Source organism: Nocardioides bruguierae, assembly GCF_023656415.1.
GTDB classification, from domain to species: Bacteria; Actinomycetota; Actinomycetes; order Propionibacteriales; family Nocardioidaceae; genus Nocardioides; species Nocardioides bruguierae.
Genome location: NZ_JAMOIL010000011.1, coordinates 176,927 through 188,040, shown reverse-complemented (window position 1 = coordinate 188,040; position 11,114 = coordinate 176,927). Strand labels below are relative to the sequence as shown.

Annotated in this window: 13 protein-coding genes; 5 read left to right on the top strand and 8 right to left on the bottom strand. The window is 77.7% G+C overall.

Going from position 1 to position 11,114, the window contains the following annotated elements:
• From M8330_RS10650 to M8330_RS10640, 3 genes are all read right to left on the bottom strand, one after another.
• Window positions 1-211: pilus assembly protein TadG-related protein (locus M8330_RS10650; RefSeq protein WP_250827299.1), on the bottom strand; the 211-nt coding region annotated here is incomplete at its 3' end.
• On the bottom strand, window positions 208-573 hold the full coding sequence (locus tag M8330_RS10645) for a TadE family type IV pilus minor pilin (protein ID WP_250827298.1): 366 nt from the start codon (window positions 571-573) through the stop codon (window positions 208-210). The genes M8330_RS10645 and M8330_RS10650, both read right to left, overlap by 4 nt.
• A 41-nt stretch (window positions 574-614) precedes the next feature.
• Window positions 615-854: a DUF4244 domain-containing protein gene (locus M8330_RS10640; RefSeq protein WP_250827297.1), complete on the bottom strand. Its 240-nt coding sequence runs from the start codon at window positions 852-854 to the stop codon at window positions 615-617.
• 197 nt (window positions 855-1,051) lie between these two features.
• On the opposite strand from M8330_RS10640, the gene M8330_RS10635 reads away from it, so the two are divergent.
• Window positions 1,052-1,969 (top strand): alpha/beta hydrolase fold domain-containing protein, encoded by a 918-nt coding sequence (locus M8330_RS10635; protein ID WP_250827296.1) that lies wholly within the window; start codon window positions 1,052-1,054, stop codon window positions 1,967-1,969.
• Window positions 1,970-2,003: 34 nt separating this feature from the next.
• On the opposite strand, the gene M8330_RS10630 is transcribed toward M8330_RS10635, so the two are convergent.
• From M8330_RS10630 to ssd, 4 genes are read right to left on the bottom strand one after another with little or no spacing between them, the layout of a single operon-like run.
• Complete coding sequence (locus M8330_RS10630) at window positions 2,004-2,738, bottom strand: type II secretion system F family protein (protein ID WP_250827295.1); 735 nt, start codon at window positions 2,736-2,738, stop codon at window positions 2,004-2,006.
• Entirely contained in the window at window positions 2,735-3,538 is an 804-nt protein-coding gene (locus M8330_RS10625; protein WP_250827294.1) for a type II secretion system F family protein, read from the bottom strand. Before M8330_RS10625 ends, M8330_RS10630 begins: the two co-directional genes overlap by 4 nt.
• Complete coding sequence (locus M8330_RS10620; RefSeq protein ID WP_250057243.1) at window positions 3,535-4,746, bottom strand: TadA family conjugal transfer-associated ATPase; 1,212 nt, start codon at window positions 4,744-4,746, stop codon at window positions 3,535-3,537. The genes M8330_RS10625 and M8330_RS10620 overlap by 4 nt, the downstream gene beginning before the upstream one ends.
• The gene (gene ssd / locus M8330_RS10615) at window positions 4,743-5,933 is read right to left on the bottom strand and encodes a septum site-determining protein Ssd (RefSeq protein WP_250827293.1); all 1,191 of its coding nucleotides are present in this window, start codon (window positions 5,931-5,933) and stop codon (window positions 4,743-4,745) included. Before ssd ends, M8330_RS10620 begins: the two co-directional genes overlap by 4 nt.
• A gap of 137 nt (window positions 5,934-6,070) precedes the next feature.
• On the opposite strand from ssd, the gene M8330_RS10610 reads away from it, so the two are divergent.
• Window positions 6,071-6,859 carry an HAD family hydrolase gene (locus M8330_RS10610; protein WP_250057239.1) on the top strand — a complete coding sequence of 263 codons (789 nt, stop codon included), beginning with the start codon at window positions 6,071-6,073 and terminating at the stop codon, window positions 6,857-6,859.
• Between the two features lie 400 nt (window positions 6,860-7,259).
• On the opposite strand, the gene M8330_RS10605 is transcribed toward M8330_RS10610, so the two are convergent.
• Window positions 7,260-7,991 carry a Fic family protein gene (locus M8330_RS10605; protein ID WP_250057230.1) on the bottom strand — a complete coding sequence of 244 codons (732 nt, stop codon included), beginning with the start codon at window positions 7,989-7,991 and terminating at the stop codon, window positions 7,260-7,262.
• A gap of 107 nt (window positions 7,992-8,098) precedes the next feature.
• Here M8330_RS10605 and M8330_RS10600 point away from each other — a divergent pair, with 107 nt between their 5' ends.
• The 3 genes from M8330_RS10600 (at window position 8,099) to M8330_RS10590 (ending at window position 11,112) form a co-directional block, all read left to right on the top strand.
• Window positions 8,099-9,109 carry a class I SAM-dependent methyltransferase gene (locus M8330_RS10600; protein ID WP_250827292.1) on the top strand — a complete coding sequence of 337 codons (1,011 nt, stop codon included), beginning with the start codon at window positions 8,099-8,101 and terminating at the stop codon, window positions 9,107-9,109.
• A gap of 37 nt (window positions 9,110-9,146) precedes the next feature.
• Complete coding sequence (locus tag M8330_RS10595) at window positions 9,147-10,277, top strand: sensor histidine kinase (RefSeq protein WP_250827291.1); 1,131 nt, start codon at window positions 9,147-9,149, stop codon at window positions 10,275-10,277.
• A 112-nt stretch (window positions 10,278-10,389) separates the two neighbouring features.
• Entirely contained in the window at window positions 10,390-11,112 is a 723-nt protein-coding gene (locus tag M8330_RS10590) for a LytR/AlgR family response regulator transcription factor (RefSeq protein WP_250827290.1), read from the top strand.
• Window positions 11,113-11,114 lie beyond the last annotated feature (2 nt).

Genomic DNA, 11,114 nt, shown 5'->3' with positions numbered 1-11,114 from the left:
GGGCGCCGGCCAGCGCTCCGAGGTCCGCGGCGGTCTGGGCGCGGCGCTGCGCCACGGCGGCGGCCGCACCGGCCCCGAGCACCGCCCCCACGAGCGCGAGGACCGCGACCGCCGTGGTCGCCAGGACGGCCGCCGCACCTCGCTCGCCCCGGTGCCGGGCGTCGGGCCGGACCTCGGGCCCGGCGTCGGGCCGGACGTCGGGCCGGGTCATGGCGCCGGCACCGGCACCGGCCCCGAGGCGCCGCCGGCGTCCTCGAGGGCGGCCGTGGCCTCGGCGTGCACGTCGGCGCCGGGCACGTGGGCCAGCAGCCCGCCGGGCCCACGGACCGTGGCCGTCACCGTGACGACCACCGTGCCCCCGCCCGCGGTGGTGTGCAGCACCGCTCCGTCTGGGCCGACGTCGGAGACCAGGCCCTCGGCGACGGCCGGCGACTCACCACGGGCCAGCACGCGCGCGGCCTCGCGGGCCGCGTCCGTGGCCCGCAGCTGCGCGAGGCCGACCACGAGCAGCCAGGTCATGGCGGCGGTGACCGCCAGGAGGAGCGGGAGCACCATGGCGGCCTCGGCCGTCACGGCACCCCGCTCCCCCCGACGCGCCGGGTGGGGCCGTGGCCTCACCCGATGCCCAGCAGGCCGAGGACGTGCTCGAAGAGCGTGTTGAGCAGGCTCTCGCCGAGGCCGCCGGTGAGCAGCGTGAACAGCAGACCGGCCAGGCCGGCACCGGCGGCGGTGCCGACCGCGTACTCGGCGGTGGTGATGCCGCGCTCGTCGCGCTGCGGGCGAGGGCCGGTCACGGGGCCGGTGACGGGACCGGTGACGGTGCCATGGATGGAGCGGGTGGGTCGGGTGGTCATGCGGGGTCTCCCCTCGTGGGTGGCCGCCGGGTGCGGCCGTGCCCCTCCACCCTCGGTCGCGGCGGGCCTGCGTGGCGGGGGTGCGCCGGCGCCTGTGGAGGCGGGTGCCGCGCGGAGCCCCTGTGGACGCTCCGCGGCCGTACCCTGACGAGGCCGCGGCGCCCCCGCGGCCACAGCGATCCCCCCGAGGAGACCCCGTGCCCCGCTTCCCCACCCTGCCGCCGCTGCCCGACGTCGTGGTGCCCGCGTTCGTGCACGCCACGCGCGCACAGCGCGTCTTCGCCACCGAGCAGGCCGCCCACGAGCACGTGGAGTCGCGTGCGCTGCGCCCGGCCCCGTTCGGGCCGCCGCCGCTGCTGCGCCGCGACGTGACCGTCACCGCCGAGCGGGTCGACGGCTGGCCGGTCTACACGGTCCGCCCGCGCTCGGGGTCGACCCGAGGCGCGGTCGTCTACTCCCACGGCGGCGGCTGGGTCAACGAGATCTCCGCGTTCCACTGGTACCTCGTGGCCCAGGTCGCGGTGGAGGCGGCGACCACCGTCGTCGTCCCCATCTACCCGCTCGTCCCGTTCGGCACGGCCGCCGAGGTCGCCGAGGGCGTGGCGGCCCTGGTCCGCCGCACCGAGGCGGAGCACGGCCCGACCAGCGTCGCGGGCGACTCCGCCGGCGGCCAGATCTCCCTCTCGGTGGCCCAGGTGCTGCGGGACGCCGGCCACCTGCTGCCCGCGACGGTGCTCATCTCCCCGGCGCTGGACCTGTCGCTCTCCAACCCGGCGATCCCGCCGATGGAGCACACCGACCCGTGGCTGGCGCGCGAGGGCGGCCTGTACCTGGCCAAGCGCTGGGCCGGCGACCTGCCGCTGGACGACCCGCGGGTCAGCCCTCTCTTCGGGGACCTGGCGGGGCTGGGGCCGCTCACCCAGTTCACCGGCACCCGCGACATCCTCAACCCGGACGCGCGGCTGCTGGCCGAGAAGGCCGCCGCGGCGGGCGTCGCCTGCGAGCAGCACGAGGTCGAGGGCCAGCTGCACGTGTACCCGCTGACCCCGACGAAGCCGGGGTCGCAGGCGCGGGCACGGATCGTGGAGGTCCTGCGCGCGGCTCCCCGCGGCTGAGGACCGGCCCGGCGACGGCCTGGAGGCTCCGAGGTCAGCCCAGGACGCCCGCCAGCATCCCGGCCGCGACCGGCACGATCCCGAGCAGCACGAACGAGGGCAGCAGCAGGAGGCCGAGAGGCACGGCCGCCTTCACGCCCACGGCACGGGCGGCGTCCTCCGCCGAGGCACGCGCGTCGGCGGCGAGCTGGTCGGCCAGCCGGTCGACAGCATCCGAGACCGACGCCCCGGCGTCGTGGGCCCGACGGAACGCCTGGCCGAGCGGGCCGAGCGAGGGGTCCCGTGCGAGCTGGGCCCACACGAGGCCGGGCTCGGCCCCGAGGTCGAGCCGACGCGTGGCCGCGCGCAGCCGTTCCGCGCCCGGGCCCGGCAAGGCGTCCACGGCCAGGCCGAGCGCGCGGCCGGGGTCGGCGCCACCGGCCAGCGACGTGGCGACCAGGCCCACCAGCGCAGGCAGGTCGGCCGTCGACCTCCGCTCGGCCTCCCGTGCGTGGACTGCCGCCCTCCCCCGCACCCGCCGCAGCAGGAGCCCGGCCACGACCAGGCCCGCCGGGACCCCCAGCAGCGGCCCGAGCAGCACCGGCCCCGCGACCAGCGCGGTCAGCGGCACCAGCAGGAGCAGCCGGGAGTGCTCGGCCTGGACCGGCCCGGGCACCGACCCCGCGGGCGGCGGGAGCGCCGGGGCGAGCGCCCCGGCCCGGACGGGGAGCAGCAGCGCCAGGGCGGCGCCGGCGCACAGGGCCGCCGCGGGCAGCAGCAGGGCGCTCATGCCCGCCTCCGTGCGTCCGCGGCCAGGCGCTCGATCCAGGTGAGGCCCGCCGCCCCGAGGAGCAGCCCGAGCCCGAGACACACGAGCCCGACGGGCGAGCCCAGCAGGAAATGCCAGGGGGCGGCACCGGTGGAGGCGCCCAGCAGCAGCGCGGGCACGGGCAGCAGCGCCACCAGGCGCGCGGTGGCCCGCGCCGAGGCCAGCTCGGAGCGGACGACCCGGCGCGTGGCGCGGGCGCGGGTCTGGTCCTCGACGCAGCGCTGGAGCGCCTCGGCGAGACCGTGACCGGTGCGGTGCGCGACCTCCCAGGCAGCGGCGATGAGCCGTAGGTCCGCGGCACCCGGCCCGGTCGACAGCGCCCGCCAGGCGGCGGGGACGTCGGCCCCGACCCGGTGCGCCCGGGCGACGGCGTCGGCCGGGGGCCACGTGCGGGCCGCGTCCGCGAGGGCGGGGCCGGGCGGGCGTCCGGCGCGCAGGTCCCCGGCCAGGTGCTCGCACAGCAGCGCCACCTGCTCGCCGGTGGCCACGGCGCGTCGCTCCGCCCGGGTGGCGCGCACCAGTCGCACCGCGACCGCCACGGCGGGCGAGACCGCGACCAGCACCGCCAGCGCGGAGCCGGCTCCGCCGAGGAGCAGCGCCAGGCCGAGCACGAGGACGGCGGCCGCGCCCGCGGGCCACCAGCGCGCGGCGGAGCGGGTGGCGGCCGTCCCCGGCCCGCGGGCAGGAGCCGGCAGCAGCGCAGCGGCCCCGGCTGCCGCCAGCCCGGCGCTGACGGCGAGGAGGGCAGCCGCGCCCGTCATCCGAGGGGCTCCGTCGCGTCGTCCGGGCCGGCGACCAGCGCCGCCAGCACGTCGACAGCCGGACCCTCCACGAGCCGGCCGTCGACCACGCGGACGGCCTCCTCGACCCGCACCCGACCGGTGTGCGGCTCGGGCACGACGACCCCGACCTCGGCGAGGCCTCGGCGTCCCTCCCGGCCGCGGGCGACGTGCAGCACGACGTGCAGGCCCGCCCCCAGCTGGCTGTGGACGGCCTCGCGGTCGAGCCCGGCGGCAAGGGCGAGGGCCTCCACGCGGGCCGGCACGTCGGCCGGGGAGTTGGCGTGCAGGGTGCCGCAGCCGCCCTCGTGGCCCGTGTTGAGCGCGGCCAGGAGGTCCACGACCTCCGCGCCGCGCACCTCGCCGACGACCAGCCGGTCCGGGCGCATGCGCAGCGCCTGCCGCACGAGGGTGGCCAGGGTGATCTCACCGGCGCCCTCGACGTTGGGCGGGCGGGCCTCGAGCCCCACGACGTGCGGGTGCTCGGGCCGCAGCTCCCCGGCGTCCTCGACGAGCACGAGCCGCTCGCCGGGCGGCACCTCGGAGAGCAGGCCCGCCAGCATGGTCGTCTTGCCCGCGCCCGTGCCGCCGGTGACCAGGAAGGCCAGCCGTGCGTGGACCACCGCGCGGAGCAGGCGGGCCGCCGCCAGCGGCAGCGCCCCGCGGGCCACCAGCTCGTCGAGGGCGAGCACCTGCGACGGCGGCACGCGCAGCGAGATGGTGGTGCCCGGTCGCGCCAGCGGCGCGAGGACGGCGTGGAACCGGGTGCCGTCGGGCAGCCGGAGGTCGCAGTGCGGCACGGCGTCGTCCAGCCGACGGCCGGCGCCGGCGGCGAGCCGCTGGGCCAGGCGGCGCACGGCGCCGTCGTCGGCGAAGCGCACGTCGGCCGGCTCCAGACCGCGGCCGCGGTCCACGAAGACCGCCTCGGGTCCGTTGACCAGGACGTCGGTGACGCCCGGCAGCCGCAGCAGCGGCTCGAGCGGCCCCGCGCCGACGACGTCGCGGGTGAGCGCCTCGTGCACGGCCAGCACCGTCGCGTCGCCCACCGGTCGGCCGCCCTCGCGCAGCGCCGCCGCCACCCGCTGGGGCGTCAGCGCCCCGGGGCTGGCCACCAGGCGGTCGCGGACGCGCTCCACCAGGGCCGTCACGTCCGGGGCCAGGGCCGGGGAGGCGGGGAACGACGGGCTCACGCGGCCCGCCCACCGGCGTCGCCGCGTCGCTGGGGCACGCCGCCGAGCGCGAGCCGGTCGAGCACCTCGCGGCAGGCGCGGCCCAGGGTGCCGCGTCGGTTGCGAACCGGGCCCAGCCCGAGGTCGACGGACTCGGCCACCCCGCGCTGCTCGCCGGTGCGGGCCAGCACGGGCACGCCGACCGCGGCGACCAGGGCGGCCTCGTCGTCGGCGCGGCCACGCAGCAGCCCGGCGGTGGGGGCCACCGCACGGCAGGTGGCGGCGACCCGGGCCGCCGCCGCGGCCCCGAGCAGGTCGGGGCGGAGCACGACCACCACCAGGTCGCAGCGCCCCACCAGGTCGGGGTCGAGACCGTGCCGGGGGAGGTCGACGACCACCAGGTCGTGGCCACGCCGCGCGGCGTCCACGACCTCGCGCAGCAGCGCCGGGCGCGGGGCGTCCGGGCCCTGCCGGCGGGAGGCACCGCGTCGGCCGGCCAGCGAGCCGGCGAAGGACAGCGTGCCGAGGGTGCCGCGGTGGGGCACGGCCTCGCGCAGCGACCGGGCGCCGAGGCGGCCGTCGGTGCCGGCCAGGTCCTCCCAGCGCACCCCGTCGGCGTGCTCCAGGCCGAGCACCCGGTCGGTCCCCGGGCCGACCGGGTCGGCGTCGACGACGAGCGCGGCGCCGGCGTCCGCACCGACCTGGGCCAGGCCGCAGGCGAGGGTCGTCGCGCCCGCACCACCGCTGCCGGCGACCACGCCGACCACCCGACCCGGGCTCGACTGCTCGCCCACGTCGGCCAGCAGCCGGGCCAGGGCCGCGTCCTGGTCGGGCACGGGCACCGCCGAGGTGGCCCCCAGGTCCAGCGCCCAGCGGTAGCAGCCCTCGAGCAGGTCGACGCGGGCGAGCACGTGCAGGCCGGGCCGCCGGCGGGGGCGGAGCACGGTGAGCTCCTCGAGCAGGTCCGCGCCCAGGAGCACGAGCGGGCAGTCCTCCCACGCGCGCAGTGCCGCGCCGGCGTCCTCGACCAGGTGGACGGCCACCCCCGCCGCGGCCGCCAGCCGCCCGACCTCCGCGACGAGCGCGGGGTCGCGCGAGGCGAGCAGCACCGGGGAGGCGGCGGAGACGTCTGGCGGCAGCGCGTCGGCGGACAGGGACTCGGAGGACAGGGAGTCGGAGGACAGGGAGTCGGCGGGCGTGAGGTCCATGCACCCCACGGTGCGGTTCCGCGCACGCCCCCGGGAGTGCTCGCGCGGCGCCTGGGGACGAGGGTGCTGCGGCGGGTGGCTGTGGACACCAGGTGGCCCGACGCGGGGCGGTCGTCGGGGAGGGCTACCCTCGGCGCATGCCCGCCGCCGCGGCCTTCTTCGACCTCGACAAGACGATCATCGCCAAGTCGAGCACCTTCGCGTTCAGCCGACCCTTCCAGGCCGGCGGGCTGATCTCGCGCTCGGCCGTGCTGCGCTCGGCCTACACGCAGTTCGTCTACCTCGTCGGCGGCGCGGACCACGACCAGATGGAGAAGATGCGGCAGTTCATGTCGCAGCTGGTGGAGGGCTGGGACGTCGCGACCGTCCGCGAGATCGTCGCCGACACCCTGCACGAGATCGTCGACCCCATCGTCTACTCCGAGGCCGTGGAGCTCATCGCCCTGCACCACGCGGCCGGCCGCGAGGTCGTGATCGTCTCCGCCTCCGGCGCCGACGTCGTCGCCCCGATCGGGGAGCTGCTGGGCGCCGACCACGTCGTCGCCACCCGCCTGGAGGTCGGCGAGGACGGCCGCTACACCGGCGACATCGCCTACTACGCCTACGCGGAGGAGAAGGCGGCCGCCGTGCGCGAGCTGGCCGAGGAGCGCGGGTACGACCTGTCGGCCTGCTACGCCTACAGCGACTCGATCACCGACCTCCCGATGCTGGAGGAGGTCGGGCACCCCTCCGCGGTGAACCCCGACCGCGAGCTGCGCAAGGCCGCGAAGGAGCGCGAGTGGCCGGTGCTCCGCTTCGACGTGCCCGTGGCGCTGAAGCCGCAGGTCAAGGGGCCGGCGATCACGGCCGCGGCGCTGCTGTCCGCGGGCGGCGCGGCCGCCGTGGGCGTGTGGTGGACGCTGCGCCGCGGGCGCCACGAGGGCTGAGCGCCACGACCTCCCCCGAGGGTGCGCGGGCCGTGGTGGGAAGGTCTCTCCCGCGGCGTCCAGTGCCCCGGGTCCCGCAAGGTACCGACGAGTAGCCCTTGTGGCTCACATCACACGCAGGTATCAATGGGGTTACGGACAACACCACAAGCAGCACCTGACCGGCGGTACCCACGCGGCGACCCACCCTTCTCACCAGGGCGCTGAACCAGCCGGGCCAGTCAGCCCCGGCGGCAGCAATGAGAGTGCACGCCTGGTAGCCGTACGGTCAGGTGCCGGCGGTGGCCCTCGGAAGCCCACGCGCTCCCGGGGGCCACCAGCGTTTTTCCCCTGTTCGCCGACGCCGGGCCGACGCCGGCCGACGCCGGGCCGACGCCGGGCCGACCCTGGCCGCGTCGGCTCAGTCGGCCGCGCGACGCAGCGGCGAGGCCTCGGCGGCGGCCGCGTAGGCGCGCGCGCAGTGCAGGAGCCACGCGTGGACGCCGGCCTGCCCGCCGTCCCGGTAGCCCAGCAGCGCCTGCTGGTACTCGGCACGCATCGCCAGGTGCCCGGCTTCCGGCACCACCAGCGACTTCTCGTCCACCCCGCGGGCCACGAGGACGAGGCGCTCCGCCGCGCGCGCGACGATGCCGTCGTGGGAGCCGAACGGGCCCAGCGTCGCCAGCTCCGCGTGCACGACCGCGGCCACCACGAGCGCCGGGGCCCGCGTGGTGGCGGTGAGCAGCTGGGCGAGCCCGCGCAGCCGCGTGGCCGCCTCCTCGTCCCGCGGGCGGCCGAGCCGCTCCTCGGGCACCTCCCCCGCCCCGGCCAGGGCGTGGATGCGCGCCAGGGCCTGCAGCGGCGTGCTCCGCAGGAGCGGGGCCAGGGAGAGCAGCGCCGTGCTGACCCGCAGCGCGGCCAGGACGTGCCGGTCCTCGACCTCGCCGCTGCGCACCTGCGCGAGCGTCGCCTCGGAGCCGGCCAGCACCGCGGAGGCGTGCGCGCCGCGCAGCAGCGACTCCGAGGTGGTCTCGGGGCTGGTGCGCCGCAGGCCGCGGTCGCGCAGCACCACGTCCACGGCGTCGCGGGCCGCGACGTACGCGCTCGGGACGCCCTCCAGGGACAGCAGCGGGGCCAGCGGGTCGGCACTCACCCCGGCAGGCTACCCACGACCCGCCGCCGGGCGTCACACGGAGCGGGCCCACGCCACGCCGCGCGGCAGCACCCGGCCGGGCCGCACGGGGGCTACGCTCCGCAGGGATGAGCGAGCACCAGCCCCACGGACGGTCCTTCGGGTCCGTCGCCGCGGCCTACGACCGCGGCCGCCCGGGCTACCCGCCCGAGTCGGCGGCGTGGCTGACGGGTGAGCGCCCCTGTCGCGTCCTCGAGCTCGGTGCCGGCACCGGCAAGCTCACGGCCGCCCTGCTGGACCTGGGCCACCAGGTCACGGCCACCGACCCGGACCCGGCGATGCTGGAGATCCTGTCCCAGCGGCTGCCCGACGTGCCCGTCGAGGTCGCCTCGGCGGAGTCCCTGCCGTTCGCGGCCGGCTCGTTCGACGTGGTGGTCGCCGCGCAGGCGTTCCACTGGTTCGACGCCGCCACGGCGCTGCCCGAGATCGTGCGCGTCCTCGCCCCGGCCGGCCGACTGGCCGTGGTGTGGAACTCCTTCGACGCCCGCGTCCCCTGGGTGCGACGCCTGAGCCGGATGATCGGCGAGCAGGACCAGCGCACCGACCTCGCCGACGAGATCCTCGGCAGCCCCCTGCTGGAGCAGCACGAGGACGCCGAGCACCGGCACTGGCACGTCGTGGACTCCCACTCGATCGCCGACATGACGGCCTCCCGCTCGAACGTCGCCGCGATGCCCGAGGAGCAGCGCGAGCAGGTGCTCGCCGACGTCGCGGAGCTCTACGCCGGCTACGGCCGCGGCATGGACGGGATGCAGCTGCCGCTGGTGGCCCGCTGCTGGGCGGCCCAGGCGGCGCCCCGGCCCGAGCCGAGCCCCGAGGAGGTCGAGCGCGAGGCCCGCCTCGAGGCCGAGCGGGTGGCGCAGCTGCGGGCCGAGCAGGGCTGGTCGGGCCACGAGTGGGACGACGAGCAGCCGTTCGACGAGCCCTCCGCGCGCACGGGCGAGCAGGCGGTCGTGGACGAGGACGACGACCGCATGGTCATCACCACCGGCAGCCTCCCCCGCATCCAGGTCTCCCTCGGCGAGGCCCCGCTCGCCGTCTTCGAGGACGAGGGCCTGCTCCTCATCGACCTGCACTGACGGGTCCGGGCGAGGGCCGCAACAGGAGGTGCCGCCGATGAACGAGCCCCGCGCCCGCCGCGGCTGGCGCCGCCGGCACCTGGGCACCGACGCCGAGCTGGCGACATTCCGCACGCTGCACACCGCCTCGCTCGCGGCCCCCGCGCTGCGCGCCGGGCTGAGCCAGGACAGCGCCGCGGCCGCCGTCCCGCACCTGCGAGCGCTCCTGGACGCACCCGCGATCGCGCTCACCGACACCGCCGACGTCCTCGCCTGGGACGGGGAGGCCTACCACCACGCCGAGCACGTGCCGGCGATCGTGGCCGCGACCCTCGAGCGGCAGGGCCCGCGGGCCTTCGACCGCCGCGACCTGCGCTGCACGGTGCGCGAGTGCGAGATCCGCTCCGCCGTCTCCTCGCCGCTGGTCGTGGAGGACCGGGTCGTGGGCGCCCTGGTCGCCTTCGACACCTTCCCCGGCGCCGGCCTGGCCCGCACGGCCGAGGAGGTCGCGCGGTGGGTCTCGGGCCAGCTCGAGCTCGCCGAGCTGGACTCCTCGCGCACGCGGCTGATGGAGGCCGAGGTCCGCGCGCTGCGGGCGCAGATCAGCCCGCACTTCATCTTCAACTCCCTCGGCGCGATCGCCAGCTTCGTGCGCACCGACCCCGAGCGGGCCCGTGAGCTGCTGCTGGAGTTCGCGGACTTCACCCGCTACTCCTTCCGCAAGCACGGCGAGTTCACGACGCTCTCGGAGGAGCTGCGCTCGATCGAGCAGTACCTGCTGCTGGAGCAGGCCCGCTTCGGCGACCGGCTGGCCGTCACCCTCGTCGTGGCCCCCGAGGTGCTGCCGGTGGTCATCCCGTTCCTGTGCGTGCAGCCGCTGGTGGAGAACGCCGTGCGGCACGGCCTGGAGGGGCAGCCCGAGGGCGGGCGCATCCGCATCTCCGCCCGGGACGCCGGCCTCGACTGCGTGATCGAGGTGGACGACGACGGCGCCGGCGAGGACCCCGAGCGGATCGCCCGGGTGCTGGCCGGCGACCACGAGAACGACTCGGTCGGCCTGGGCAACGTCGACGCGCGCCTGCGGGCCACGTACGGGGAGGAGTACGGCCTGGTGGTGGAGACCGCCCGCGGCGCGGGCACCCGGGTGATCGTGCGGGTGCCGAAGTTCGCCCCGGGCGTGCTGGCCTGAGCCCGCGAGGCACGGCTGCCCGCACCTCCTGGCGTCCGGGCCGCCGGTACGGCAGGGTGAGCCAGCACACGGGGCGCCGAGGGCGGCGCTGCCGAGAGGGGGACGAGGCGGCGTGACTGGTCTGAGGGTGCTGGTCGTCGACGACGAGCGGCCTGCGCTGGACGAGCTGACGTTCCTGCTCGGCCGCGACGAGCGGGTCGGCACCGTGCTGGCCGCGGCCTCGGCCACCGAGGCGCTGCGGCTGCTGCGCGAGACCGGCGTGGACGCGGTCTTCCTCGACGTCCAGATGCCCGGCCTCTCCGGCCTGGAGCTGGGCGAGCTGCTCGGCAACTTCCGCACCCCGCCGCGGATCGTCTTCGTCACCGCCCACGAGGAGCACGCCCTGCAGGCCTTCGACCTCCAGGCCGTCGACTACGTGCTCAAGCCGGTGCGCGCGGACCGGCTGGCCGAGGCGGTCCGTCGCCTGGGCGGTCCCGCGGAGGCGCCGAGCGCGCCCGCCGACGTCCAGATCCCTGTCGAGCTGGGCGGCGTCACGCGGTTCGTGCAGCGCAGCGCGATCACCCACGTGGAGGCGCAGGGCGACTACGCGCGGCTGCACACCGGGGAGGGCTCGCACCTGGTCCGCACCCCGCTCACCGCCCTCGAGGACGAGTGGGGCGCGGCCGGCTTCGTCCGCATCCACCGCTCCCTGCTGGTCTCGATGCAGCACGTCACCGAGGTCCGGATGGACGCCGGCCGCTGCTCGGTCGTGGTCTCCGGCGGCGCCGAGCTGGGCGTCAGCCGGCGCCACACCCGCCAGCTGCGCGAGCGGCTGGCCCGGCGCAACCAGGCGTGAGC

Coding starts and splice junctions, on each gene's coding strand:
- M8330_RS10640 (WP_250827297.1), bottom strand. CDS start 854: ATGACCACCCGACCCACCCGCTCCATCCATGGCACCGTCACCGGTCCC.
- M8330_RS10630 (WP_250827295.1), bottom strand. CDS start 2,738: ATGAGCGCCCTGCTGCTGCCCGCGGCGGCCCTGTGCGCCGGCGCCGCC.
- M8330_RS10625 (WP_250827294.1), bottom strand. CDS start 3,538: ATGACGGGCGCGGCTGCCCTCCTCGCCGTCAGCGCCGGGCTGGCGGCA.
- ssd (WP_250827293.1), bottom strand. CDS start 5,933: ATGGACCTCACGCCCGCCGACTCCCTGTCCTCCGACTCCCTGTCCTCC.
- M8330_RS10610 (WP_250057239.1), top strand. CDS start 6,071: ATGCCCGCCGCCGCGGCCTTCTTCGACCTCGACAAGACGATCATCGCC.
- M8330_RS10600 (WP_250827292.1), top strand. CDS start 8,099: ATGAGCGAGCACCAGCCCCACGGACGGTCCTTCGGGTCCGTCGCCGCG.
- M8330_RS10595 (WP_250827291.1), top strand. CDS start 9,147: ATGAACGAGCCCCGCGCCCGCCGCGGCTGGCGCCGCCGGCACCTGGGC.